The 25,411-nt window shown below is 73.5% G+C and carries 23 protein-coding genes; 15 read left to right on the top strand and 8 right to left on the bottom strand.

Features of this window, described 5'->3' with window-relative positions:
• Positions 1-44 precede the first annotated feature (44 nt).
• Complete coding sequence (locus tag AFM16_RS17655; protein WP_107419103.1) at positions 45-707, bottom strand: bifunctional DNA primase/polymerase; 663 nt, start codon at positions 705-707, stop codon at positions 45-47.
• Positions 708-972: 265 nt separating this feature from the next.
• Here AFM16_RS17655 and AFM16_RS17650 point away from each other — a divergent pair, with 265 nt between their 5' ends.
• Positions 973-2,358, top strand: coding sequence for an NsdA family TPR-like regulatory protein (locus tag AFM16_RS17650; protein ID WP_030785268.1), 1,386 nt, complete (start codon positions 973-975; stop codon positions 2,356-2,358).
• Positions 2,359-2,496: 138 nt separating this feature from the next.
• The gene (locus AFM16_RS17645; RefSeq protein WP_078633894.1) at positions 2,497-4,113 is read left to right on the top strand and encodes a hypothetical protein; all 1,617 of its coding nucleotides are present in this window, start codon (positions 2,497-2,499) and stop codon (positions 4,111-4,113) included.
• Positions 4,114-4,169: 56 nt separating this feature from the next.
• Here the strand turns inward: AFM16_RS17645 and AFM16_RS17640 are convergent, their stop codons facing one another.
• Entirely contained in the window at positions 4,170-5,525 is a 1,356-nt protein-coding gene (locus AFM16_RS17640; protein WP_078633893.1) for an ABC transporter substrate-binding protein, read from the bottom strand.
• 128 nt (positions 5,526-5,653) lie between these two features.
• Here AFM16_RS17640 and AFM16_RS17635 point away from each other — a divergent pair, with 128 nt between their 5' ends.
• Both AFM16_RS17635 and purU read left to right on the top strand, forming a co-directional pair.
• Complete coding sequence (locus AFM16_RS17635) at positions 5,654-6,154, top strand: SCO4402 family protein (RefSeq protein ID WP_078636998.1); 501 nt, start codon at positions 5,654-5,656, stop codon at positions 6,152-6,154.
• Between the two features lie 47 nt (positions 6,155-6,201).
• Positions 6,202-7,086 (top strand): formyltetrahydrofolate deformylase, encoded by an 885-nt coding sequence (gene purU, locus AFM16_RS17630; RefSeq protein WP_078633892.1) that lies wholly within the window; start codon positions 6,202-6,204, stop codon positions 7,084-7,086.
• 159 nt (positions 7,087-7,245) lie between these two features.
• On the opposite strand, the gene AFM16_RS17625 is transcribed toward purU, so the two are convergent.
• Complete coding sequence (locus AFM16_RS17625; RefSeq protein WP_078633891.1) at positions 7,246-8,580, bottom strand: maleylpyruvate isomerase N-terminal domain-containing protein; 1,335 nt, start codon at positions 8,578-8,580, stop codon at positions 7,246-7,248.
• The gene (locus tag AFM16_RS17620; protein WP_030785258.1) at positions 8,577-9,158 is read right to left on the bottom strand and encodes a sigma-70 family RNA polymerase sigma factor; all 582 of its coding nucleotides are present in this window, start codon (positions 9,156-9,158) and stop codon (positions 8,577-8,579) included. The genes AFM16_RS17625 and AFM16_RS17620 overlap by 4 nt, the downstream gene beginning before the upstream one ends.
• Positions 9,159-9,483: 325 nt before the next feature.
• On the opposite strand from AFM16_RS17620, the gene AFM16_RS17615 reads away from it, so the two are divergent.
• On the top strand, positions 9,484-9,882 hold the full coding sequence (locus AFM16_RS17615; RefSeq protein WP_078633890.1) for an STAS domain-containing protein: 399 nt from the start codon (positions 9,484-9,486) through the stop codon (positions 9,880-9,882).
• Between the two features lie 172 nt (positions 9,883-10,054).
• Positions 10,055-10,567: an EF-hand domain-containing protein gene (locus AFM16_RS17610; RefSeq protein ID WP_078633889.1), complete on the top strand. Its 513-nt coding sequence runs from the start codon at positions 10,055-10,057 to the stop codon at positions 10,565-10,567.
• Between the two features lie 34 nt (positions 10,568-10,601).
• Here the strand turns inward: AFM16_RS17610 and AFM16_RS17605 are convergent, their stop codons facing one another.
• On the bottom strand, positions 10,602-12,125 hold the full coding sequence (locus AFM16_RS17605; protein ID WP_078633888.1) for a class I adenylate-forming enzyme family protein: 1,524 nt from the start codon (positions 12,123-12,125) through the stop codon (positions 10,602-10,604).
• 191 nt (positions 12,126-12,316) lie between these two features.
• Between AFM16_RS17605 and AFM16_RS17600 the strand changes: the two genes are divergently transcribed.
• The 4 genes from AFM16_RS17600 (at position 12,317) to AFM16_RS17580 (ending at position 16,605) form a co-directional block, all read left to right on the top strand.
• Positions 12,317-13,510, top strand: coding sequence for an amidohydrolase family protein (locus AFM16_RS17600; protein ID WP_030785246.1), 1,194 nt, complete (start codon positions 12,317-12,319; stop codon positions 13,508-13,510).
• A gap of 9 nt (positions 13,511-13,519) precedes the next feature.
• Positions 13,520-14,650 carry an acyl-CoA dehydrogenase family protein gene (locus AFM16_RS17595; protein WP_078633887.1) on the top strand — a complete coding sequence of 377 codons (1,131 nt, stop codon included), beginning with the start codon at positions 13,520-13,522 and terminating at the stop codon, positions 14,648-14,650.
• A 14-nt stretch (positions 14,651-14,664) separates the two neighbouring features.
• Complete coding sequence (locus tag AFM16_RS17590) at positions 14,665-15,594, top strand: acyl-CoA dehydrogenase family protein (protein ID WP_078633886.1); 930 nt, start codon at positions 14,665-14,667, stop codon at positions 15,592-15,594.
• A 519-nt stretch (positions 15,595-16,113) separates the two neighbouring features.
• Entirely contained in the window at positions 16,114-16,605 is a 492-nt protein-coding gene (locus AFM16_RS17580; protein WP_078633884.1) for an ATP-binding protein, read from the top strand.
• Positions 16,606-17,016: 411 nt separating this feature from the next.
• Here the strand turns inward: AFM16_RS17580 and AFM16_RS17575 are convergent, their stop codons facing one another.
• The gene (locus AFM16_RS17575; RefSeq protein ID WP_078633883.1) at positions 17,017-17,943 is read right to left on the bottom strand and encodes a cyclase family protein; all 927 of its coding nucleotides are present in this window, start codon (positions 17,941-17,943) and stop codon (positions 17,017-17,019) included.
• A 118-nt stretch (positions 17,944-18,061) separates the two neighbouring features.
• Between AFM16_RS17575 and AFM16_RS17570 the strand changes: the two genes are divergently transcribed.
• The 3 genes from AFM16_RS17570 to AFM16_RS17560 all read left to right on the top strand — a co-directional run bounded on the left by AFM16_RS17570 (position 18,062) and on the right by AFM16_RS17560 (position 21,293).
• The gene (locus tag AFM16_RS17570; protein ID WP_078633882.1) at positions 18,062-18,976 is read left to right on the top strand and encodes an SDR family oxidoreductase; all 915 of its coding nucleotides are present in this window, start codon (positions 18,062-18,064) and stop codon (positions 18,974-18,976) included.
• Positions 18,977-19,101: 125 nt separating this feature from the next.
• Entirely contained in the window at positions 19,102-20,244 is a 1,143-nt protein-coding gene (locus AFM16_RS17565) for an acyl-CoA dehydrogenase family protein (protein WP_078633881.1), read from the top strand.
• Positions 20,244-21,293, top strand: a complete 1,050-nt coding sequence (locus AFM16_RS17560; RefSeq protein WP_078633880.1) for a Zn-dependent alcohol dehydrogenase — start codon at positions 20,244-20,246, stop codon at positions 21,291-21,293. Before AFM16_RS17565 ends, AFM16_RS17560 begins: the two co-directional genes overlap by 1 nt.
• Here the strand turns inward: AFM16_RS17560 and AFM16_RS17555 are convergent.
• On the bottom strand, positions 21,283-22,326 hold the full coding sequence (locus tag AFM16_RS17555) for a GlxA family transcriptional regulator (protein ID WP_078633879.1): 1,044 nt from the start codon (positions 22,324-22,326) through the stop codon (positions 21,283-21,285). The two genes, AFM16_RS17560 and AFM16_RS17555, sit on opposite strands and share 11 nt — an antisense overlap.
• Before the next feature lie 131 nt (positions 22,327-22,457).
• On the opposite strand from AFM16_RS17555, the gene AFM16_RS17550 reads away from it, so the two are divergent.
• Complete coding sequence (locus AFM16_RS17550) at positions 22,458-23,774, top strand: MFS transporter (RefSeq protein WP_078636997.1); 1,317 nt, start codon at positions 22,458-22,460, stop codon at positions 23,772-23,774.
• A gap of 21 nt (positions 23,775-23,795) precedes the next feature.
• Here AFM16_RS17550 and AFM16_RS17545 read toward each other — a convergent pair whose 3' ends face one another.
• Positions 23,796-24,392 (bottom strand): flavin reductase family protein, encoded by a 597-nt coding sequence (locus tag AFM16_RS17545; RefSeq protein ID WP_078633878.1) that lies wholly within the window; start codon positions 24,390-24,392, stop codon positions 23,796-23,798.
• A 91-nt stretch (positions 24,393-24,483) separates the two neighbouring features.
• Between AFM16_RS17545 and AFM16_RS17540 the strand changes: the two genes are divergently transcribed.
• Positions 24,484-25,389, top strand: coding sequence for a hypothetical protein (locus tag AFM16_RS17540; RefSeq protein ID WP_256861321.1), 906 nt, complete (start codon positions 24,484-24,486; stop codon positions 25,387-25,389).
• Positions 25,390-25,411 lie beyond the last annotated feature (22 nt).

Here is a 25,411-nt window from a genome sequence, read left to right as displayed (position 1 = left end):
GGAACCCTACGGTGACGGAACCGGCCGGGACCGGTACGGAGGCCCTACCGGTCGCGGCCGCACGCGTACGCGAGCGGGGAGATCAACTCCTCGGCGTCGGGCAGCCAGCGGTTCGCGGCGGTCGGCCGGCAGGCCCACTGCACGGCGCCGCGCTGCCCGAACCGGGTCGGCGGCGCGGCCACGTACGCCCCCTCGCCGAGGGTCACCAGATCGAGCGCCGACAGCGACCAGCCGAGCTTGCGCACCAGGTCCGGCACCTTCGCCGCCGCCCCCGGCAGCACGAAGAAGTGCATCCGCCGGTCCGGGGTCAGGATCACGGGACCGAGCGTCAGCTCCATGCGCTCCATCCGCGCGAGCGCCAGGAACCCCGCCGTCTCGGTGACGGAGATCGCGTCGAACGTGCGCCCCGTCGGCAGCAGGATGGACGCGGTCGGCTGTTTCTGCCACATCCGGCGGGCGACGGTCGCGCTGCCCGTCGCCTGGCTCGCCCAGTCGGGGCGCGTGGGGTGCGCACCGGGCGCATCGCACGCGGTGTCCTCGCAGGAGCAGCGCTGCACCCCGTCGACGGCTTCCAGCCAGGTGCCGGCGAAGACGTCCCAATGACGTTCCTCGGCATAGCGGACGGCGGTCTCCAGCAGCGATTCCCCGCGCTGCTTCGGGATTTGGGTGGCGTCGGCGCCGGCGATGGTCTCTTCCACGATCAGCACAACTCCCGCGGTCACCAGGGGTTACGCCCACCCCGACGGCGGTCGGCAGGAGCATCGGGTCCGCGTCCGGGGCGCATGGGTGCACGGGCGGGGGCGCGCGGCAGGAACGGGCGCGGGAGCGGGTAGTCACGAGGGGGGCGGGCATCCGTCGGAACCCGGAGACAGTCGGCAATCCTCTCATGCCTCGCATTTTCGTCATGTGTGCGGGGCATTGATCTTCCCGGCCGGAACTTTTCGGTGCGGAACTCCACAGGGGGTAGTGCCCATGGCCGCAAGGCCGCTAGTCGCGCGGCAGCCGAACGAACGGTTGCAGGCGCTCATCCAGGAGGCGGGCTGCTCGAACGCCGGGCTGGCCCGCCGGGTCAACATGTGCGGTGCCGAGCACGGGCTCGACCTGCGCTACGACAAGACGTCCGTGGCCCGTTGGCTGCGCGGACAGCAGCCGCGCGGACGCGCCCCGGCGATCATCGCCGAGGCGCTGGGCCGCAAGCTCGGCCGGACGGTCACGATCGACGAGATCGGCATGGCCAACGGCAAGAACCTCGCCTCGGGCGTCGGCCTCCAGTTCTCGCCGACCGTCCTCGGGGCCATCGAGCAGGTCTGCGAGCTGTGGCGCAGCGACGTGGGCCGCCGTGACTTCCTCACCGGATCCTCGGTCGCGGCGTCCGCGCTGGTCGAGCCCAGCCGCGACTGGCTGATCTCGTCGCCCGACGCCCAGGTGGCGCGGACGGCGGGACCGCGCGTGGGACTGTCCGACGTGGCCGCCGTGCAGGCGATGACCCAGGCCCTGGTCGACCTCGACCACCAGTACGGCAGCGGACATGTCCGCCCGGTCGTCGTGCACTACCTCAACAGCGTCGTCTCGGGGCTCCTGGCCGGCTCCTACCGGGAGGCGGTGGGCCGCGAACTCTTCGCCGCCGTGGCCCGGTTGACGGAACTGGCCGGGTACATGGCCGTCGACACCGGCCAACCGGGCCTGGCCCAGCGCTACTACATCCAGGCGCTGCGCCTCGCCCAGGCGGCGGGCGACCGCGGGTACGGCGGTTACGTCCTGGCCGCGTCCATGAGCCACCTCGCCGCCCAGCTCGGAAACCCGCGCGAGATCGCCCAGTTGGCGCGCGCCGCCCAGGAGGGCGCACGCGGGCGGGTCACCCCGCGCGCGGAGGCGATGTTCCACGCGGCCGAGGCGCGCGGGCACGCGCTGCTGGGCGACGCGCGGGCCGCGCAGCTCTCCTCCGGCCGGGCGGTGTCCGCGCTGGAGGCGGCCGATCCGGCGGCCGGCGACGACCCGGCGTGGATCGCGCACTTCGACGAGGCGTATCTGGCCGACGAGTTGGCGCACTGCCACCGCGACCTGGGACAGGCCGAGGCCGCCGCGCGCTGCGCCGAACAGTCCCTGGCCGGGCATCCGCAGAGCCGTGCGCGCCGGCGCGCGATCGGCTATGTGCTGCTGGCCACCGCGCAGGTGCAGCAGCGCGAGGTCGAACTCGCCTGCCACACCGGCCTGAAGGCGGTCGAACTGCTCGGCACCCTGCGCTCCAACCGGGGCGCGGAGTATCTGGAGGACCTTCAGCAACGGCTGGAGCCGTACCGGGAGGAGCCGGTGGTAAGGGAGTTCGGGGCCCGGCTGGATCTCCGGACCGCGGCGTGAACGGGCGCGACAGCGCCTCGGTCGTGTCACCTACGTCACTGGGAGGGAGATCACCACCTGAGCTGCGTGGCACGGGGTTCCGGGGACCCGGTAGCGTGAGCCGACGGTTCCGAAGGTTTCCCAGGCACAGGAGTCCCGGTGACGCAGAGTGGACAGGGCGAGGAGCCCTCGGCGCGGCCCGCGCGCGAAGGCATCGTGCTGCCCTCCGACGGTGGTGAACCCCTGCTTCCGGGGATGACGCCCGGCGGATCGCAGCCGGCCGCCCCCACGGGCGCGTACGGCTCGCCGCAGTACGGGCGGCAGGAGTACGGGCAGCAGCAGTACGGGGAGCAGCAGTACGACGGGCAGTCACCGGCCGCCGGCCAGACCTGGGGCGACCCCTGGGGCCCCGCCCAGCAGCAGCCGCCCGCCCAGCAACCGCCCGCCCCGCAGCAGTGGGGGACCCCGCAGCCGGACGCCTGGGGCGCGGGCGCGGGCGTGGGAGCGGGCCCGCTCCCGCCGGAGGCCGCGCCGGCGCCGTCGTACGACCAGGGCCCGCCGCAGCCGTCGTACGGCCAGGGCGGGCACGGCGGGCACGGGTCCACCGGTGTGCCGCTGCCGCCGGCGGACGAGGGCGCCACCCAGTACATCCCGCCGGTCGCGGCCGGTCCGGCCGACGACGGCCGCACCCAGTACCTGCCGCCCGTGCCCGCCGCGCCCGGCGGCGACGAGGGCGCGACGCAGTACATACCGCCGGTCGGGCCGGGCGCGCTGCCGCCCGAGAACCCGGCCGAGTCCACGCACTACCTCGGCGCCCGGCACACCGCCCAGGGCCCGACCCCGGGTGCGGCGCACTCCGACGCCGACGCCACCCAGTACATCCCGCCGGTGCCCGGACAGCAGTACCCGGCGCCCGGCGGCGGACCCCAGCCGCCCGCGGGCTTCGAGAACCTCTTCCGGGACGGCCCCGGCGGCGACGGCCCGGCCGGCGCCACCCAGCATCTGCCGCGCATCCCCGGCCAGGGCCAGGGCTACGGCACCGGCCCCGCCGCCGGGCGCACCGCGCCGCCGTTCATCCCGCCCGTCTCGCGCGACGACGACTACGGCGACGACGGCCGGGGCGGCGGCCGCGGCGGCCGTACCGGATCGCGGGTTCCGATGATCGCGGCGATCGGCGTGGCCCTCGCGGTCCTCGGGGTCGGCGCCGGCGCGCTGCTCGGCGGCGGCGGGGGAGACGACGGGGGCGACGACGGCAGCAAGAACGTCGCCGCGTCGGCACCCGCGGCCGAGCAGTCGCCTTCGGCGAAGGCCGACGCGGCGAAGGAGCAGGCGGTCGCGCTGGACAAGCTGCTCGCGGACAGCGGCAGCAGCCGGGCCGCGGTGATCGCCGCGGTGGCGGACGTCAAGGCGTGCAGCAACCTCCAGCAGGCCGCCTCGGACCTGCGGGACGCGGGCAAGCAGCGCACCGGCCTGGTGACGAAGCTGGCCGATCTGTCCGTGGACCAGCTCCCGGACCACGCCGCGCTGACCGCCGCGCTCACCAAGGCGTGGCAGGCGTCCGCGTCGGCCGACAACCACTACGCGGCCTGGGCCGACCAGGTCGCCCAGAACCGGAAGCGCAACTGCAAGAAGGGCCAGGCCCGGGGTACCGCCGAGACCCAGCAGGGCAACCGGGACAGCGGCACCGCCTCCACGCAGAAGGCGCAGGCGGCCGAGCTGTGGAACGCGATCGCCAGGAAGTACGGCCTGACCCAGCGCCAGCCGACCCAGCTCTGACCGGCTGACCCGACCCGGCTGACCGGCGGCAACCGCCGGTCAGCCGGGTCGGTCGGTCAGTCGATCTCCGCGGCCTCCAGCGTCTCCGTGGTGTCCACGAAGCCGCCCTTGGCCGCGACCAGCCGGCCCTCGCGGACGGTCTGGAGGGTCACGTCGGCGTTGACCATGCGCGGGAAGCCGATGGCGCCCAGCGGACCGGAGAACTGCCAGCGCAGCGTCGGCGTGAGCCCGTCCGTGCCGATGGACTGCCGGTCCAGGGCGCCGCGCACCCGGGTGGCGGTGACGTCACCGCCCTCCAGGGACTCCACGGCCTTGCGCAGCACGGTGTAGGCGATCCAGGTGGTCTGCACACCGGTGTCGTTCGGGCTGATCCGGGTGTCCGAGAAGGCCGCCTCGCTGATGACCTTCTTCATCGGCGCCCAGCGCTTGTCGCTCGCCACCGGGTACCAGCCGGTGACGTACGCCCCCTCGTACGGACCGGAGCCGCCGCCGGTGGCGTCGATCACGGTCTGGTCGACGCTGCCCAGCACACTGCCGGTGCGGACGTCGGGATAGTCGGCGCGGGTGCGCCGGAAGGAGTCCATGAAGGTGCTGGTGCGGTCGCCGAGGGCGGGCACCACACAGCCCTTCGTGCCGTCCGCCGTGGAGCCCGCCGGGGAACCGGCGGCGCCGGAGCCGCCCGTCGCCGTGTCCAGGGCGCTCTCGGCCTGCTCGGAGTACTCGGTGGCGTCCTCCGCCGCGAGCTGGTCCCGGGCGTCCGCGTGGCCGCCCGCGCGCAGCCCGGCGTTGAGCATGGTCGGCAGGGCGTCACCGGCGATGGTGTCCGGGCGCACCAGGGCGACCGGACCGCAGCTCGCGGCCAGCTCCTTGCCGAGGCCGGCCAGCAGGGCGGGCTGCCCGCCGTTGACCGGGTAGGACAGCGGGCTGGTGAACTCGGTGTTCGTGACGCCGTAGCCGCCTATGTAGGGGATGCCCGCGCCCTCCAGGTGCGGGAAGAACGCGGCGGAGTGCTGGCTGTAGGAGCCGACGACCGCGACGGCGCCCTCCTTGACCGCGCGCCGGGCGCAGGCCGCGGCGCCCACCGTGTCGTTGTGGTCGTTGCAGGTCAGGACCTTGAGCTTGCGGCCGTTCAGACCGCCCTGGTCGTTGATCCAGCGGGCGTAGGCGCGGGCGAAGGCCGGCATTCCGGGCATGTTGGTGGCGGCCGTGCCCTCGGGCGCCCAGGTCATCACGACGATCGGGCCGTCCCCGGAACCCGCCGCCGACCCGGGGACCACCCCGCATCCGGCGACGAGCGAGGAACACGCGGCCAGGGCGCCCGCCGCGAGGGCGGAGGCTCTGCCGCGCCCGGTGCGGCGGAGGGACCTGGGGAGGAAGGTGCGTCCATGGAACATGCGTCGCCTGCCGGTCATGGACACGCACGATTCCGTCACATCGATAACCCAGGAGTGACCCTTGCTCAACACCGGGTGACGGGAAGGTGAATTACCGGGGCCGAAGGGGGCCGGTGAGGCCCCCGGGACGGGAAAACGTACGATCTATCACCGTGCAAGGTTCGGAGAACTCTTCCCGTCGCGGCCGTCGCTCCCCCACCATGGGCGGCATGCCACTCAACGACATGCCGTGGTGGCGCTGGCGCAGCAATGTGCGCTCCGCGCTGCACATGCTCTCCGATCCGGTGTTCCAGCAGAACGTCTGGCTGGCCGGTGTCGACGGGTACGGCGACGTCACCGACGCCGTGTACCGCCTGGTCGAGGACACCTGGCTCGACAACTGGTCCGCCGAGAAGTACGTCGGCACGATCTTCCGCGACTCGCAGGAGGCGGCCCTCGTGGACACCGCCGTGCTGCGGGTGCTGCGGATCATGCACCAGGTCGGGCCGGACGCGCACGTCTCCGTCTACGTCCAGAACGAGGGCTGGCCGGAGGCCGTGCGGGCGGCGCGGGACGCGCATGTGCGGATGGCCGTGGCCGACGGCGAGGACCCGGACGCGCCGCCGCGCACCCTGGAGGTCCTGCGGATCATGACCAGGTCCGCGTAGCGGACGGAGCCCTCGCACGCGCGCGCGGTCATGAGACCCTGTGCTGCATGAACGAGCAGTCCACCCGAGCCGCGGCGGTCCCGGCCGACCAGTACGTCCTCACGCTCTCCAGCCCGGACAAGCAGGGCATCGTGCACGCCGTGTCGAGCTATCTCTTCATGACCGGCTGCAACATCGAGGACAGTCAGCAGTTCGGCGACCACGACACGGGTCTGTTCTTCATGCGCGTGCACTTCTCGGCGGACGCGCCCGTCACCCTGGACAAGCTGCGCGCGAGCTTCGCGGCGATCGGTGACTCCTTCCAGATGGACTGGCAGATCAACCGGGCCGACGAGAAGATGCGCATCGTCCTGATGGTCAGCAGGTTCGGGCACTGCCTGAACGACCTGCTGTTCCGCGCCAGCATCGGGGCGCTGCCGGTGGAGATCGCCGCGGTGGTCTCCAACCACACCGACTTCGCCGAGCTGGTCGGCTCGTACGGCATCCCCTTCCACCACATCCCGGTCACCCGGGAGACGAAGGCGGAGGCCGAGGCGAAGCTGCTGGACATCGTGCGGGAGCAGGACGTCGAACTGGTCGTCCTCGCCCGGTACATGCAGGTTCTCTCGGACGATCTGTGCAAGCGGCTCAGCGGGCGGATCATCAACATCCACCACTCGTTCCTGCCGAGCTTCAAGGGCGCGAAGCCGTACCACCAGGCGCACGCGCGCGGGGTGAAGCTGATCGGCGCGACCGCGCACTACGTCACCGCGGACCTCGACGAGGGGCCGATCATCGAGCAGGAGGTCGAGCGGGTCGGCCACGGTGTCACGCCGGACCAGCTCGTCGCGGTCGGCCGGGACGTGGAGTGCCAGGCGCTGGCGCGGGCCGTTAAGTGGCATGCGGAGCGGCGTATTTTGCTCAACGGGCGTCGGACGGTGGTTTTCGCCTGACAGCTCGGGGCGATCCGTTCGCGGGCGGCTGCGGGTGCGTGGGGCTCGTTCGCGCAGTTCCCCGCGCCCCTTGACGAGCGCCCGGCGTAGAAGGGGCGCGGGGAACTGCGCGATCGGCCACAGCCGGCCCGCAGCCGCCCACGAAACCGGTCGCACCCCTTACATCCGGCTCAAGCTCGCCGCCGCGAACAGGACGTCCCTGATCGCCTCGCGGTCGCCCAGTTGCCCGGCCGCCGCTTCCTCCGGAGGAACGTGGCCCGCGGCCAGTCGGCAGAACTCCACGTCGTCCAGGGCGACATGGGCCACCTCGTGCGCGGCGGAGCCCACCGCGGCCGGGGAGTCGAGGGGGATGAGCCACTGGCCGCCGCCCTCGCCCTCGATCTCCAGGCGCAGGCTGCGGCCGGGCGCCCCGGCCGCCACCAGCCGGCGTCCGGCGGGCGCGCCCAGCCCCGCGCGCCGGCGCGCCGCCAGCGCCTGCGGCAGCAGCCGGGCGGCCAGGTCGATCATCGCGTGCAGATGGCGGGGCGCGGGCGGCGCGTACGGGTAGTCGACGGCGTCCGCGATGTCCTCGGCGTGCACCCAGCACTCGAAGGCGCGGTCCAGCATGGCGTCCCGCAGCGGCAGGTCGAACGGACCGTACGACACCGGGAGCGTGCCGGGGCCACCGCCGGTGAAGGAGACCGTCCGCACCAGGGCGTGGGTCTGTTCGCGCCACGGGCCGCGCACCGAGCGGGTGCGCGGGAAACGCGCCGCGTCCCAGTACGCCTCGGTGCGCTCGCCCGGGGTGCGGGTGTCCCGCTTGTCGGGATCGTCGGTGCCCAGCGGGTCGTCCAGGCCGAGCGCGACGGCGACCAGGCCGTCCACCGCGACGAGATGGGCGATCACCCCGGCCACGGTCGTCCGGCGGCTCTGCGACCCCTCGCCCCGGTACCAGCGCAGCCGCACCGGCGCGTGCCATTCGGCGTCGCCGAAGTCCTGGAGCAGGGCGTCGAGACGCGCGGTCTCGGCGTCGTACGAGGCGGCCCAGGCGGGGACCGGGATGTGCGGCGGGCGCCGGTCGAGGCAGCCCTCCAGGACGCGGGTGCGCAGGCCGGGGTCGAGGTCCAGGCTCTCCGGGCGCTGGAGCAGGCCGACCGCCTCGCGCAGCCGACGGGCCTCGTCGGCGCAGGCGCCGCAGTCGCCGAGGTGCTCCTCGACGGCCGCCGTCTCCTCCGCCGAGCAGGCGGCGAGCGCCCACGCGCCCAGCAGGGACTTCAGCACCGGGTGCTCCAGGCGCAGCGGCGCCGGGCCGGGGAGGGGCGCCGGCGCGGGCAGCGGCAGCCCGGTGTCCTCGACGGAGGCGCGGGGCAGCGGGATACGGGCCGAGGGCGGGGGCGGGGGCGTGGGCACGGGCGCGTCCGCGCCGCCGGTGCCGTCGGGTGCGTCGTACCGCCGCCTGTCGTCGTCCTCCTCGCCGTCACCGTCGTACGCCTGGAAGCCGTCCGTGCCGCTCACGCCGCACCTCCGTAGCCGGGCGGGGCGCCCGGGGGAGCGGTCTCGTGGGCCGTGGCGAGGAGTTGGAGGCCGAGGCGGAGCCTGCGGCGCGCCTCGTCCTCGGTGACGCCGAGGTCCGCGGCGGTCTGGCGGTAGTCGCGGCGCTGGAAATAGGCCAGTTCCAGAGCGGCGCGCAGCGGGGCGGGCATGGCCTGGACGATGTAGTCGGCGCGGGCGGCGACCGAGGCGTGGCGCACCTTCAGTTCCAGTTCTTCGGTGGTGCCGGGGCCGCCGTCGGCGAGCGCGGCGGTCTCGGTGGCGCGCAGCCGCTGGACGGCGAGGCGGTGCGTCAGGGCAGCGATCCAGGTGCGCAGGGGGCTGAGCTGGGGATCGTAGGTGTCGGGGTGTTCCCAGACATGGGCGAAGACCTCGCGCGTGACGCCGTCCGCCGCGCGTTCGTCCCCGAGCACGCGATGGGCGAGTCCGTGCACGAGCGAAGCGAAACGGTCGTACAGCTCGCCGAGGGCGGCCGCCTCACCGCGTGCCAGCCGCTGCTGCATCCTGCGGTCCCAGCGGGGCGGTGCGTCCTTCTCGGTCATACGGCCCCCTCACCCGTGCTCGTGCGTGTGTCCAGCGTGCGTCCACCGTCACCTCGAATGTAGTCGGCACGTCCGACGACGCACGCCCCATTGTGGCAATGTGCGCCCCCTGCCGGGCGGGTGGTGGTATTGCGCCCCTACCCTCCCTTCGTGCGATCAGACCTGATCGACTTCGACTGAGAGGGATCGAACAGGACTGGAAGTGATTGAAACAAGCCTGTTTCCTGCGTTTTCTGTTTTCAGCGCCGTGTTTTGGGGCAGCGCCGCTGGGCAGCCGCGCTGCAAGGAAGCGAAGGGACAGCTTCCGTTTCGGCGAGGGAAAGGCTTGGTGGTGGCCTTCAAAGTGACCGGCGGCGAGCGGGGCGGATGGGCCGTGCTCCATGTGTCGGGCGAACTGGACCTGGTGACGTCGCCGGTGCTGCGTCAGCGGGTCCACGACGAGGTGGCCGAGGGCCGCCACGATCTCGTCCTGGACCTCTCCGAGGTGTATTTCTGCGACTCCAGCGGCGTCGGCGTCCTGATCGCCGCCCGCCGTCTGATCCGTTCCTGCCGGGGCCGCCTCAGACTGATCCTGCCCGCGCGCGGGGCCGCGGAGGGCTCGCACGTCAACCGGGTCCTGGGCGCGCTCGGCGTGCGCCGGCTCTTCGACGTGTACGGCGACCTTGCCGAGGCGGTGGACGAGGAGGCGGCGGACGAGAAGGGCACGGAACCGCTGTCGGCGTGACACGCGCGTGTGCGGAGCCGCCGTCCGCGTGACACGCGTGTGTATCGAATTCCCCCCGGTCCTGGCACAGCCGTCACCTCCCCGGCGCCCGCGCGGCGCCGGCGTCGTACGCTCCGTGCCGGGGCACACCCCGCAGACATCCGACGTGACGACGTGAGGCGGCGTGAGAGACATGGTCAGCAGCGAGTACGAACGCAGGATCGCCGCCCGGTTCGCCACTTTCGACCAGGACGGCAACGGCTACATCGACCGCGTGGACTTCGCCGCCGCCTCCCAGGCGCTGCTCGCCGAGTTCGGCACCGCCGCCCGCTCCGACAAGGGCCAGGCCCTGTACGCGGGCGCCGAGGCGTTCTGGCAGGGCATGGCCGGCATCGCCGACCGCGACGGCGACCAGCGCATCACCCGGGACGAGTTCGTGACCGGCGCGGTCAAGCGACTGCGCGACAACCCGGACCGGTTCGCCGAGATCGCCCGCCCGTTCCTGCGTGCCGCCCTGCGCCTCGCCGACGTGGACGGCGACGGCCGCGCCACGGTCGAGGACACCGCGCGCCTGCTGACCGCCCTGGGCGTCCCCGCGGACCTGGCCCGCTCCAGCGCCGCCGCGCTCGACGGCGACGCGGACGGCCGGGTCGGCGAGACGGAGATCGTCCCGGCGTTCGCCCGCTACTTCACGGTCCCCGAGTAGCCGTCCGCCACCGGCCCTCCGTCACTCGCTCCCGTCACCCGCCCTCCGCGTACCGCTCGCGCAGCTTGTACTTGAGCACCTTGCGCAGGGTGTCGTTGCGCGGCAGGGCGTCCACCACCTCCACCTGTTCGGGCACCTTGTGCGGGGCGAGTCCCGCCGCGCGCAGATACGACGTCACCGCCGCCAAGGTCAACGCCCCGGCCCCGGCGGGCTGTTCGATCACCGCGCAGACGCGTTCCCCGCGCTCGGCGTCCGGCAGCCCGATCACCGCGACGTCCCCGACGGCCGGGTGGGCGGCGAGCAGGTCCTCGATCTCCTTCGCGGAGATGTTCTCGCCCTTGCGGATGATCACGTCCTTCAGCCGTCCGGTGAGCACGAGATGCCCCGAGGCGGTCAGCCGCCCGAGGTCCCCGGTGCGCAGGAACCCGTCCGCGTCGAAGGCGGCCGCGGTCTGCGCCGGGTCCAGATACCCCCGGCAGACGGCCTCCCCGCGCAGCCGTATCTCGCCGTCCCCGGCGATCCGGATCTCCATGCCCGCCGGCGGCCGCCCCTCGGTCGTCGCGAGGTTCTCGTCGGTGTCGTCGGGCGCCCCCATGGTGATCATCGGCACCTCGGTCATGCCGTACCCGTGGGTGAGCCGCACGCCCATCTCGCGGACCACCGCGTGGTACAGCTCGGGCGGCTTCGGCGCCCCGCCCCCGGCTAGCAGCCGCAGCGAGGGGATCAACGGGGCCCCGGGACGCGCGCGTTGCTCGGCGAGGAACATCGAGTAGAAGGCCGTCGACCCGCCCGCCATCGTCACGCCGTGCCGCCGGTAGTCCTCCAGCGCGCCGGGCAGCGCGAACTGCTCGAACAGCACCGCCGGGAAGCCGTAGAGCAGCAGCATCACGGTGTAGTCGGGGCCGCCGATATGGGCGTACGGGAACGCGATCGAGCCCACGTCCTCGGCGGTGGGGCGCAGCGCGTGGGCGAGGCAGGAGCCGCCCGCGATCAGTGAACGGTCGGTGTGCAGCACGCCCTTGGGGTCGGAGGTGGTGCCCGAGGTCCAGTAGATCCAGCGCACCGAGGTGCCCTCGGCGGGCGGCGCGGGCAGCACCCGCGGATCGCCCTCGGGGAGGTCGTCGTACGCCTCGAAGACGCCCTTGGCGCCCAGTCGGCGGGCCATCTCGCCGTGGTCGAAGCCGCGTTGGACGCCGGGTACGGCGAAGAACTCGGCCCGGGACTCGCGCAGGGCGAAGCCCACCTCGCGGTCCCGGTAGAACGGGATCACCGGCGACTGGACGGCGCCCAGCCGGGCCAGCGCGAAGGACAGCACGGCCGTCTCCAGGCGCGTGGGGAGCTGCCAGGCGACGACCGTGCCGGGGCGCACTCCCATGCCGTACAGGCCGGCGGCGACCCGCTCGGCCCGGTCGTGGAGCCCGCCGAAGGTGAGGACCCGGTCGTCCTGGAGGAGGACGGGGCCGTCGGGGGTGAGGGCGGCGCGGCGGGCGAGGAGGTCCCACAGGGTGCGGGACGCGCTCAGTTCGCGGGCGGTCAGCTCGTGGGCGGTCTGGTGCACGGCGGCCCCCTGCCGATGGATGACGTGACCTGACGGAGTGACCTGACGGACAGTCAGATCGTGCGCAGAGCGTAGGGCCGCTCGCCTTGTCGGTCCAGAGCCGCGGGACTAGCCTTCGGGGGAGTGATATCTGACGAACCGTCAGATGCGTGTCGTGAGCGCCGGACCCATGCCTCAGGCCGGAGGGGACCATGACGGAACTGCCCCGCATCATCAGCGTCGACGACCATGTGATCGAACCCGCCCACCTCTTCTCGACCTGGCTGCCGCGGAAGTACCACGACCGCGGACCGCAGCCGCTCACCGCCGGGATCGGCGAACTGGCCTACGTCGCCGGGAAGTACCAGATCACCATGGACCCCGCGGGCACCCCCACCGACTGGTGGATCTACGAGGACCTGAAGTTCCCGTACAAGCGCAACATCGCCGCCGTCGGCTTCGACCGCGACGAGATGACCCTGGAGGGCATCACCCGCGAGGAGATGCGGCGCGGCTGCTGGGACCCCAAGGCGCGCCTCGCCGACATGGACCTCAACCATGTCGAGGCGTCCCTGTGCTTCCCGTCCTTCCCGCGCTTCTGCGGGCAGACCTTCGCCGAGGCGCACGACAAGGAGGTCGCGCTGGCCTGTGTGCGCGCCTACAACGACTGGATGGTCGAGGAGTGGTGCGGCGACAGCGGCGGCCGGCTCATCCCGCTCTGTCTGATCCCGCTGTGGGACATCGGCCTCGCGGTCGCCGAGATCCGGCGCAACGCGGCCCGCGGGGTGCGCGCGGTGACCTTCTCCGAGATCCCGACCCACCTCGGGCTGCCGTCCATCCACTCGGGCTACTGGGACCCGTTCTTCGCGGTGTGCGAGGAGACGGAGACGGTCGTCAACATGCACATCGGCTCGTCCTCGCAGATGCCGGCCGCCTCCCCCGACGCGCCCCCGGCCGTCCAGGCGTCCCTGTCCTTCAACAACGCCATGGCCTCGATGATGGACTACCTCTTCAGCGGCGTCCTGGTGCGCTTCCCACGGCTCAAACTCGCCTACTCCGAGGGCCAGATGGGCTGGATCCCGTACGCCCTGGAGCGCGCCGACGACGTGTGGGAGGAGCACCGCGCGTGGGGCGGCGTCCGCGACCTGATCCCGGAGCCGCCGTCGACGTACTACTACCGGCAGATGTTCTGCTGCTTCTTCCGCGACAAGCACGGAGTCGCCTCCCTGGACGTCGTCGGGCGGGACAACGCGACCTTCGAGACCGACTACCCGCACGTCGACTCGACCTTCCCGCACACCAAGGAGGTCGCCCTCGACCACGTCAAGGGCCTCGACGACGAGACGGTCCACAAGCTGATGCGCGGTAACGCCATCCGCATGCTCGGCCTGGACCTGGACGCGTAGGGACGCCCGGTGGACCTCTCGGACACCCCGAGCGACGCCGAGTTCCGTGCCCGGCTGCGGGAGTGGCTGGGCAAGGTGCTGCCCACGCTCCCGCCCCCGCCGCCCCCGGACGACTGGCCGGGCCGCCGCGCGCACGACCTCGGCTGGCAGCGGACCCTGTACGACGCCGGGTACGCGGACGTGCACTGGGCGGCCTCCCCGGCGGTACGGATGATCTTCCTGGAGGAGACCGAGCGGGCCGGCGCGCCCTATGTGGGCGCCAACTTCGTCGGACTGCTGCACGCGGGTCCGACCATCGCCGCCGAGGGGACGGCGGCCCAACGGGAGCGCTGGCTGCCGCCGATCCTGCGCGGCGAGGAGGTCTGGTGCCAGGGGTTCAGCGAACCCGGCGCCGGATCCGACCTCGCGTCGCTGCGCACACGCGCGTGGCGCGACGGCGACGACTACGTGGTGAGCGGCTCCAAGATCTGGACCTCGCACGCCGAGGTCGCCGACTGGTGCGAACTGCTGGTGCGCACCGACCCGGCCGCCCCCAGGCACCGGGGCATCACCTGGCTCGCGCTGCGCATGGACGCGCCCGGGGTGACGGTCCGCCCGCTGCGCACGCTCGCCGGATCCGCCGAGTTCGCCGAGGTGTTCCTCGACGACGTGCGGGTGCCGGTCGCGCACCGGGTGGGGGAGGAGAACGACGGCTGGCGCGTGACGATGGTGACGCTGTCCTTCGAGCGCGGCACGGCCTTCGTCGGCGAGGTCGTCGCCTGCCGGCGCGTGCTCGGCGAACTGGCCCGTGAGGCGCGCCGCAACGGCCGCTGGGACGATCCGGCGCTGCGCCGGCGGCTCGGGCTGCTGGACGCCGAGTTCCGCGCCCTGTGGCGCCTCACGCAGTGGAACGTGAGCGCGGCCGCGGCCGGCGGGGTCCCCGGCCCCGGCGGTTCGGTCTTCAAACTGAGGTACTCGCACGCGCGTCAGGAGCTGTACGACGCGGCGGCCGAGGTGCTGGGCGACGACGCCCTCGACCTGGACCGGCCCTGGGTGCTCGACCGGCTCTCCTCGCTGTCGTACACGATCGCGGCCGGTACCTCGCAGATCCAGCGGACGATCGTGGCCGAGCGGATCCTGGGCCTGCCCAGGGGGCGCTGAGCGGGGGAGATGACATGCGTTTCCAACTGAGCGACGACCAGCGGGCGTTGCGGACCGGGATGCGTGAGCTGCTGGCCCGGCGATTCGACCGGGAGGCGCTGCGCGCCGCCGTCGGACGGCCCGGCCTGGACCGGGCGCTGTGGCGGGAGCTGGGCGCGGCCGGGTTCTTCGCGCTGCGGCTGCCGGAGGCGGAGGGCGGGGTCGGACTCGGCCTGCCGGAGGCGGTGTTGGTGTTCGAGGAGGCCGGCCGGGTGCTGCTGCCGGGACCCCTGATCGCCACCCACCTCGCCGCCGGGACCGTACCCGGCGCGGCCGAGGGGGAGACGGTCGTGGCGGCCGCCGACGGCGGCGGACTGCTGGAGTGGCGGGACGCGGCGGACGTCGTCCTGGGGGAGACCGAGGGACCTGGGGGGACCGAGGGGCCCGGGGAGGCCGAGGGGCCCGGTCCCGGGGAGGCCGTGGCGCTGCGCTCGGTGGACCCGCTGACGCCGCTGCACCGGGTACGCGCGCGGGGCGCCCCGGACCCGGTGGCCGTCCTGCTCACGGCCGCCGAGCAGCTCGGCACCGCCACGCGCGCGTGCGAGCTGGCCGTGGAACACGCGCGGACCCGCGAGCAGTTCGGACGGCCGATCGGGGCCTTCCAGGCGGTCCAGCATCTGTGCGCGGACCTGCTGGCGCGCGTCGAGACGGCCCGTGCGGCCCTCTACGCGGCCGCCGTGACCTCCGCCCCCGCCGACATCGCGGCGGCCCGTCTGCTGGCCGACGAGGCGGCCGTACGCGGCGCCCGGGACTGCCTCCAGGTGCACGGCGGCATGGGGTTCACCTGGGAGGCGGACGTCCATCTGCTGCTGAAACGGGCCTGGGTGCGCGCCCGCCGCGCGGGGGGCGGCGCGGACGCCGAGGAGCTGCTCGCGCGCGAACTGCTGTCCGGGGCGGGCCGGTAGCGGAACCCGGCCGTACGGATGTCGCGGATTGTGGCATACCGGAATCACTGAGCGTCGATATCGGGTTGTGTCCGATGCGTGACCCGTCACGTCCCGGAGTCGGCGGGGTGCTCCGGTACCTTCTGTGGGATGCGAGTGGTTCTCGGCACGAGCCATGCCGGCGACGCCCCCGGGGCGGAGCCGGATCCGGCGGTGTGCGCCGCCACTCGCAGGGCCGACGGGCGGCGGGACCGCGCCTGTTCGACTCCCCTGGGCGAGCGTCGCACAGTATGCCGCACGAGTAATCCTTCGCGCTGGAATATGCCCGAAGCGCTTGTTGAGGTGACTGTCCGTCAACCAAGCTGTCTCGTAAGGGATTCACGTTCCGTCACCTTGCCTCTGGCCGTTGTTCTGGCCATGCAGAAAATGGCTACGATCGTGGCTCTCGTCGTCATGGTGCGCACGCGACTCGCGTGGCTTGCGTGGCGCACGGCCATGTGTCCGCCGGTTCGGATGGTGTGAGCGGTGCAGGTGCTTCAAGTGCAACTGGAGATCCGGCCCGACCCCGCTGAGGTGGGGCGCGCCCGCAGGTGGGCCCGTTCGCGCCTCGCCGGGTCCGGCATAGGGCCCGACGAGCCGCTCGCCGAGACCCTGATCCTGCTCATCTCCGAACTCGTCACCAACGCCGTGCTGCACACCGGGCGTCCGGCCGTGCTCCGGCTGTCCCTGCCCGGCCACGACGGCGACGGCGAGGCCACCGTCCGCCTGGAGGTGGCCGACAGCAGCGAGCGGGCCCCCGTGCCCCGCTGCGCGGGCGACGAGGCCACCAACGGCCGCGGCCTCGCCCTCGTCGACGGCCTCGCGGACCGCTGGGGCTGGAGCGTCGAGGGCGGCGGCAAGCGGATCTGGTGCGAACTGGACCGCTGTGCGCGGCCGTACGAGGAGACGGCCGAGCGGGGCGGGGCGGCGGACCTCGGCGGCGCGGTCTGTCACGCGTCGACCTACGAGGGGTTCGCCTTCGAGGTCGTGTGACCGGTGCCGGTGCCGGTGCCGGTGCCGGTGGCGGTGGCGGTGGCGGTGACTGGGGCGGTGCACGGTGGTGCACGGTCGCAGAAAGCGCTGTCGTCCGGTCGGGAACGGCCGCGGTGCGCCCCGGACGTGCTTCCGTGCGCGCCGTGACGCATCGGGCGTAAGTGATAAATCCCCTTCCAGGTGTTGACGTGCCCTGTCCGTTTGATCACGCTTGTGGCAGCGATTCGCCGTGAGGGGACGGCAAGGGTCTCGGTGACGGAGTCCCTCGCCGAGCGCGGGTCGTGACACGGCGTCGGCTCCCTCGGGGCCGGAGGGGAACCGGTGCCGGTACGCCGGGGTGGGACGGCGGCGCGCGGTGCCGTGCTCGGGGCGGGCAGCCGAGCGCCGCCGTCCGGGGCCCCGCGGAGACGGCTACAGGACGGCCACGGGGGCCACCGGCGTTCCCGTGCCGCCCATGAACGGCTCGGGCATGGCCGACAGCAGGAACGCGTACCGGCCCGTTTCTCCACAGGCTGTGGACAACTCTTCGAGATTCCAGTTCTGGCCCTGGAGCATCCCCATCTCGACCAGGTCGAGCGCGTGCACCGGCAGCCACAGGTCCTCGATCTCCGGCGGGAAGATCTCGAACGTGAGCGTGTCGTTGGCGACGGCGGCCACGTCGCGCGCGTGGAACCACTCCGGCGTACGGACCGACAGACCCGGCGAGGGGAAGCCGTACCCGTGCTTGTCGCCGGCCAGGTAGAGCTGGATCTGCCCGGTCCGTACGAGCACGACGTCACCGGCACGCACGCGCGTGCCCGCCAGTTCCTCCGCCGCCGCCAGGTCCTCCGGGGTGACCGCGTGGCCGCCGGGCAGCCGGTCGACGCCCCGCGCGCGGGCCACGTCCAGCAGTACCCCGCGCGAGACGACGTGCCGCGCCGTGCCGATCCCGCTGAACTCGGCGCCGCCGTGCGCGGTGACGGTGGACGCGGGGCGGCCGTTGTAGAGCGTCCCGGAGTGCGAGACATGGGTCAGCGCGTCCCAGTGGGTGGCCGCCTGGAGGCCCATCGTCACGGCGTCGTCGCTGCACGCCACCGTGCCGGGGCCGAAGATCTCCTGGTTGATCTGCACCATCGTGTGCAGCGGGTTGATCCGCCCCGGGATCAGCCCGGTCTGCACGCCGTCCTCCCGCAGCGGCAGCGCCAGCGGCACCCGGCGGCCGGTGCGGATCTCGGCGGCGGCCCGGCGCACCACCTCGTCGGTGATCAGGTTCAGGGTGCCGATCTCGTCGTCGGCGCCCCAGCGCCCCCAGTTGCGGACGCGCCCGGCGATGTCGTGGAACTCCTTCGGCAGTGCCATCCGGTGCCTCCCGGGGCTTGTCCTCGCCCGTCCGGCGGGACGTAGAATCTAACGGACCGTCAGATACGGTTCCGAGAGCATCTAACCGTCCGTCAGAAACCGCTGGAAGGGGAGAGGCGTGGGGAACTTCTTGGCCGGCAGGGTCATAGCCGTCACCGGCGCGGGGCGCGGCATCGGGCGGGCGGTCGCGCTGGCCGCGGCGGCCGAGGGGGCGCGGGTCGTCGTCAACGACTACGGCGTGGCCGTGGACGGGGGTTCGCCCGCGAGCGAGGTCGCCGAGGGGGTCGTCAAGGAGATCGAGGCGGCCGGCGGGCAGGCCGTCGCCGTCGCCGACGACATCTCCACCATGGCGGGCGGGCAGCGGGTTGTGGACACCGCCCTGGAGGCGTTCGGACGGCTCGACGGGGCGGTGTGCGTCGCCGGGATCCTGCGCGAGCGGATGCTGTTCAACATGACCGAGGAGGAGTGGGACCCGGTCGTCGCCACCCATCTCAAGGGCACGTTCACGGTCTTCCGGGCCGCCGCCGCCGTGATGCGCCGGCAGGGCTCGGGCACGCTGATCGGCTTCACCAGCGGCAACCACCAGGGGTCGGTGTCACAGGCCAACTACAGCGCGGCGAAGGGCGGGATCATCTCGCTGGTGCGCAGTGCGGCGCTCGGCCTGCACCGGTACGGGGTGACGGCGAACGCGGTGGCGCCGGTCGCGCGGACCCGGATGTCGGCGGGGGTGCCGACGGAGCTGGCGGAGATCGGCGAGCCGGAGGACGTCGCCGCCATGGTGATTTACCTCTTGTCCGACCGCGCGGCCGAGCTGGGGATAACCGGACAGGTCTACACGGTCGCCGGTGCGAAGATCGCCGTGTGGGCCCAGCCGCGGGAGCTGCGGGCGGCCTACGCGGAAGCGGGCGCGTGGACTCCGGAGCGGATCGCCGCGGTGCTGCCGGGGTCGGTGGGGACGGATCCGATGCCGATGCTGGAGCGGCTGGAGGAGATGCGGCGGGCGGCGGCGGAGGGGGCGCGGCCCAACGGGTGAGGTCCCCTGCCCGGGGTGGGTGCGGGTCGGGTGTGGCTGGTCGCGCTCACGCGGCGGAGCCGCATGTCGATGCAGCCCCGCGCCCCTGGGTGGGTCGTGGGTGTCGTTCGCTCAGGGAGGTGCACGTGGATTTCGGGTTCGATGCGGTGGACGACGGCTTTCGTGCCGAGGCGCGTGTCTGGCTCGCCGAGCACGCGCCGGGGGCCTCGGACCGGCGGGGCTGGGAGCGGACGCTCGGGGCCGCGGGATGGATCGGCCTGGGCTGGCGGGAGGGCGGGTACGGCAACCGGACCGCCACCCTCACCCAACAGGTCGCCTGGGCCGAGGAGTACGCGCGCTCGGCGGCCCCGGCGCGCTCCGGGCACATCGGGGAGAACCTCCTCGCGCCGACCCTGCTCGCGCACGGCTCGGCGGAACAGAAGGACCGGTTCCTGCCGCCGATCGCGGCGGGCGCGGAACTGTGGTGCCAGGGGTACAGCGAGCCCGGCGCGGGCTCGGACCTGGCCGGGGTGCGCACCCGGGCGGAGCGGTCGGCCGACGGCTTCCGGGTCACCGGCCAGAAGATCTGGACCTCGCTCGCCCATGAGGCGGACTGGTGCTTCGTGCTCGCCCGCAGCGATCCGGAGTCGACGCGGCACAGGGGCCTGACCTTCCTGCTGGTGCCGATGGACCAGCCGGGCCGTATCGAGGTGCGGCCGATCCGTCAGCTCACCGGCACCAGCGACTTCAACGAGGTGTTCTTCGACGGGGCGCGCGCCGCGCACGTGGTCGGCGCGGAGGGCGACGGCTGGCGGGTCGCGATGAGCCTGCTCGGCTTCGAGCGGGGGGTGTCGACGCTCGCCCAGCAGATCGGGTTCGCCGAGGAGCTGGGGCGGGTGATCCGGGCGGCCGTGGCGTCCGGGGCGGCCGACGACCCGGTGACGCGCGAGCGGCTGGTGGGGCTGTGGGCCGAGCTGCGGACCATGCGGTGGAACGCGCTGCGGACGCTGGGCGGTTCCGGCGGGCCGGGCGCGCCCAGTGTCGCCAAGCTGCTGTGGGCCGGCTGGCACCAGCGGCTCGGGGAGGCCGCGGTGGGGGTGCGGGGCGCGCCGGCGAGCGCGGGCCCCTCGGACTGGACGCCCACGACGCCGTACGAACTGGACGAGGCGCAGCGGCTGTTCCTGTTCTCCCGGGCCGACACGATCTACGGCGGCTCGGACCAGATCCAGCGCACGATCATCGCCGAGCGGGTGCTCGGCCTGCCGAGAGAGCGCAAGGGGGCCGTCTGATGCGTGGGGTGCTGTTCGACGGGAAGCGGGCCGAGGTCGTCGACGACCTCCAGGTGCGGGAGCCGGGCCCCGGGGAGGTGCTTGTCGCGGTCGCGGCGGCCGGGCTGTGCCACAGCGACCTGTCGGTGATCGACGGGACGATCCCGTTCCCCGCGCCGGTGGTCCTCGGGCACGAGGGCGCCGGGGTGGTGGCGGAGGTCGGGGCCGGGGTCACCCATGTCGTCCCGGGTGACCATGTGGCGCTGTCCACGCTGGCGAGCTGCGGGGCGTGCGCGGAGTGCGACCGGGGGCGGCCGACGATGTGCCGGCGGGCCATCGGACGCCCGGGGCGGCCGTTCACGCGCGCGGGGCGTCCGGTGCACCAGTTCGCCTCCAACTCGGCCTTCGCGGAGCGGACGGTCGTCAAGGCGGTCCAGGCGGTGCGGATACCGAAGGACATCCCGCTGACCTCCGCCGCGCTGATCGGCTGCGGGGTGCTGACCGGGGTCGGCGCGGTGCTCAACCGGGCCCGGGTGGGCTTCGGCGAGAGCGTCGTCGTCATCGGCGCGGGCGGCATCGGGCTGAACGTCCTCCAGGGCGCGCGGCTCGCGGGCGCGCTGCGGATCGTCGCCGTGGACGCCAACCCGGGCAAGGAGGAGGTGGCCCGGAGGTTCGGGGCCACGCACTTCTTTTCCACGGTGGACGGCGTGCGGGAGGTGCTGCCGACGGGCGCGGACCATGTCTTCGAGTGCGTGGGCCGGGTGGAGCTGGTCCGCGCGGCGATCGACCTGCTCGACCGGCACGGCCAGGCGGTGCTGCTCGGGATGCCGGCGGCGACCGCGGAGGCGTCCTTCGTCGTCTCCTCCCTCTTCCTGGACAAGTCGATCCTCGGCTGCCGCTACGGCGCCTCCCGCCCCCAACGCGACATCGCCCTCTACGCCACCCTCTACACCGAGGGCCGCCTCCTCCTCGACGAACTCGTCACCCGCACCTACCCGGTGGAGGACTTCGAGAAGGCGACGGAGGACGCGGAGGCGGGGCGGGTGGCACGGGGGGTGCTCACCTTCTGACGGCGGCGCCGCTGTCCGCCTCGACGGCGGTACCGCTCTCCGTGCGGAAGGTCCGCCGGTAAGCCGTCGGGGTCACGCCCAGGGCCGCCTGGAGGTGTTGGCGCATCGACTGGGCCGTGCCGAAGCCGGCGTCGCGGGCGATGCGGTCGACGGAGAGGGCGCTGGATTCGAGCAGGTGGCGGGCCCGTTCCACCCGCTGCTGGGTGAGCCATTGGCCGGGGCTGATGCCGGCCTCCTCGCGGAAGCGGCGGGTGAAGGTGCGTACCGACATGGACTCCTGGCCGGCCATGTCCCGCAGTTGGATCGGCTCGTGCAGCCGGGCCAGTGCCCAGGCCCGTGCCGAGGCCGTGCTCGACTGCTGGGGGTCGGGCACGGGCCGTGCGATGTACTGCGCCTGTCCGCCGTCGCGGTGCGGCGGGACGACGGTGTAGCGGGCCACGTGGTTGGCGACGGCGGTGCCGTGGTCGCGGCGCAGGATGTGCAGGCACAGGTCGATCCCGGCGGCCACGCCGGCCGAGGTCAGCACGTCCCCGTCGTCGACGAACAGCACGTCCGGGTCGACCCGCACGCGCGGGAAGAGCCGCTGCATGTGGTCGGCCTCGGCCCAGTGCGTGGTCGCGCGGCGGCCGTCGAGGAGACCGGCGGCGGCGAGCACGTACACGCCGGTGCAGATGGAGGTGAGGCGGGTGCCGGGCCGGATGTGGGCCAGGGCGGCGGCCAGTTCCTCGGTGAGCACGCCCCGCTCGAAGACCGGGCCCAGCTCGTAGGAGGCGGGGACGACCACGGTGTCGGCGGTGGCGAGCGTCTCGGGTCCGTGCTCGACCATGAGGGCGAAGTCGGCGTCCGTCCTGACCGGCCCCGGCGGCCGGACCGAGCAGGTCACGACCTCGTACAGCGGCCGCCCCTCGGCGTCCTTGGGGCGGCCGAAGATCCGGTGCGGGATGCCCAGCTCGAAGGGGATCAGCCCGTCGAGGGCGAGCACGACGACGCGGTGCGGGCGGTGGTGGGCGGCCGGAACGGCTTCCTGCGGCATGGCCCGATCCTAGCGAATGCTGACCCTCGGGCCACTAGTTGAAAGTGCATGAATATCGGAGTCTGTACGGCGTGTCCCAGACAGACGTGCCCCAGGCAGACGTGCCACCGACCGACGTGCCACCCACCGACGTGTCACCGACAAGCGAAGCGCCCGCCCCGGCCGGGGCGCGGCCCCCGAGGAAGCCGGCCCGGATCCACCGCGCGTGGTTCGTCGCCGCCGTCACCTTCGTCACGATCATCGGCGCGGCCGCCTTCCGCTCGCTGCCGAGCCTCCTCATCGACCCGCTGCATCAGGAGTTCGGCTGGTCGCGCGGCACGATCGGCGCGGCCGTCTCCATCAACCTCGCGCTCTACGGGCTCACCGCGCCGTTCGCGGCCGCGCTGATGGACCGGTACGGCATCCGCCGGGTGGTCGCCGTCGCGCTGACCGTGATCGCCGTCGGCTCGGGCCTGACCGTGTGGATGACGGCCGCCTGGCAACTGCTGCTGTGCTGGGGCCTGCTGGTCGGCCTCGGCTCCGGCTCGATGGCGCTCGCCTTCGCCGCGACGGTCACCAACCGCTGGTTCACCGCACGCCGGGGCCTGGTCAGCGGCATCCTCACCGCGGCCTCCGCCTCCGGCCAACTGATCTTCCTGCCGCTGCTGTCGTGGATCGTCACCCGGTACGAGTGGCGTCCGGCGGCCGTCACCGTCGCGCTGGCCGCCCTCGCCGTCGTCCCCTTCGTCTGGCTGCTGCTGCGCGACCACCCGGCCGACATCGGCGTCGCGCCGTACGGGGCCGAGGAGTTCGTGGAGAAGCCGCCGCCGGTGACGGGCGCCGCCCGCCGCACGGTCACGGTCCTGTTGAAGGCGGTCCGCACCGGCCCGTTCTGGCTGCTCGCCGGGACCTTCGCGATCTGCGGCGCCTCCACCAACGGCCTGATCCAGACGCACTTCGTGCCGGCCGCGCACGACCACGGCATGCCGGTCACGGCGGCGGCCTCGCTGCTCGCGGTCATCGGGGTGTTCGACGTCGTCGGCACGATCGCCTCCGGCTGGTTCACCGACCGCTTCGAACCGCGCCGCCTGCTCGCCGTGTACTACGCCCTGCGCGGCGTCTCGCTGCTCTTCCTGCCCCTCCTGCTGGCCCCCTCGGTCCACCCGCCGATGATCTTCTTCATCGTCTTCTACGGCCTCGACTGGGTCGCCACCGTCCCGCCCACCCTGGCCCTGTGCCGGGAGCAGTACGGCGAGGACAGCGCCATCGTCTTCGGCTGGGTCCTGGCCTCCCACCAGGTCGGCGCCGCGCTCGTGGCCTTCCTGGGCGGCGTCGCCCGCGACACCTTCGGCTCCTACGACGTCGTCTGGTACGCCTCGGGCGCGCTGTGCGCGGCGGCGGCCCTGATGGCCCTGGTGATCCGACGGCGTCCGGCGGCCCCCGTGCCGACGGCCGCCCTGCCTGCCTGACGGCCCAGCCGGCCCAGGGCTTCAGAGGAACCGCCCCCGGTGGAACAGCAGTGGCGGTTCCTCACCGGCCGTCGTGCCGAGCGCGGTCACCCGGCCCACCACGATCAGATGGTCGCCGCCGGTGTGCACCGCGTGGATCGCGCAGTCGATCCAGGCGAGGGCGCCGGTCAGGCGCGGCGCCCCGGAGACGGGCGCCGGATCGTGGCGGACACCGGCGAACTTGTCCGCGCCGCTCACCGCGAAGGCCCGGCACAGGGCGGCCTGGTCCGCGCCCAGCACGTTGACGCAGAACACGCCCGCGCGGGCGATGCGCGGCCAGGTCGTCGACGTACGGCCGACCATGAAGGCGACCAGCGGCGGGTCCAGGGACAGGGACGAGAAGGACTGGCAGGCGAACCCGGCCGGGCCCGGCTCGCCGTCGCCCGCCGGGGCGGTGATCACGGTGACGCCCGAGGCGAATGCGCTCAGCACGCGCCGGAACTCGCCCCGGTCCACCGGCGCGCGCTCGTCGTCGCGTACGCAGCGCAGCTCGGGCCGGGGCAGCGCCTCGACCGGCCGCGGATCCGGCCGCGCCCGCAGATACCGGACGGCCGCCGCCGCCATCCCCGCGTGTCCCATCACGCCATCCATTGAAACTGACGGAGCGTCAGATCGGAAGGGGTGTGCATCGCGCGTATCACGTACGCTGCCGCCCATGGGGTGGGAGAACATGCGTACGAAGACGGGTCTGAACTGGGGGAAAGCCGCGACGTCCGCCGCCGCGGCGGCAGGGGCGGCACAGCTCCCCGTGGCCTTCCTGCTGTGGTGGTTCCAGCGGCTGGACACCGAGGACTACGGACTCATGGGCCCCTCCTGGGGACTGGCCTGTCTGGCGGTCTTCGCGCCCCTGTACCTGCCGTTCCTGGGCCTGGCGCACGCCTGCGCGCAGACCCTGCCCGCCCTCACCCTCGCCCGCACCGCGCTGCGCCCCCTGCCCTGGCCCGAGTGGGTACGGCACCTGCTGGGCACGGTGCTGGTCGCGGTGGCCTGGGCCGGGGCGGCGGCCGCCCTGTGGAGGCTGCCGTTCGTCACCACCGCCGTGGTGCTCGCGGCGCTCGGTGTCCTGCCCGTCCTCGCCGTGTACCGGACGAGGCAGCGTCCCCGGGGGACCTGGGGCACCTGGTGGCGGGCGGGGGTCGCCTCCGTCGCGCTGTCCGTGCTCACCGTGCTGGGCGGCCTCCTCGCCACGGTCACCGGCCTGATCGAGGAGTACGAGCCCCCCGAGCTGTCCGCCGCCCGGCTCGCCGGCGTCTGGCGCGGCGCGGACGGCGCGGAGCTGCTGCTGCGGCCCGGCGGCCGGGCCGAGCTGACGGAGATCCCGGCGGACGAGCCCGGCTCCTACGGCGCGGTGATCGTCTGCGAGGGCACGGGCAGTTGGGCGCTCGGCCGAGCCGACGACTACGCCCGCCGGGACGCCGTCGTCCTGCGGATCGCCGAGGGCAGCGGCACCGGCAGCGGCTGCGGCGACGAGCTGACCTGGACGATCAGCGGCACGGACCGGGCCCCCGAACTCTTCGCGGTGCTGGGGGACCCGGACGCGGGGGACGTACGGATCCTGAAGTGGGCGCCGTCCTGAAGTCCCCCTGAAGTCCCCCTGG

Source organism: Streptomyces antibioticus (genome assembly GCF_002019855.1).
Lineage (GTDB): Bacteria > Actinomycetota > Actinomycetes > Streptomycetales > Streptomycetaceae > Streptomyces > Streptomyces antibioticus_B.
This window is presented reverse-complemented; position numbering and strand designations above follow the sequence as displayed.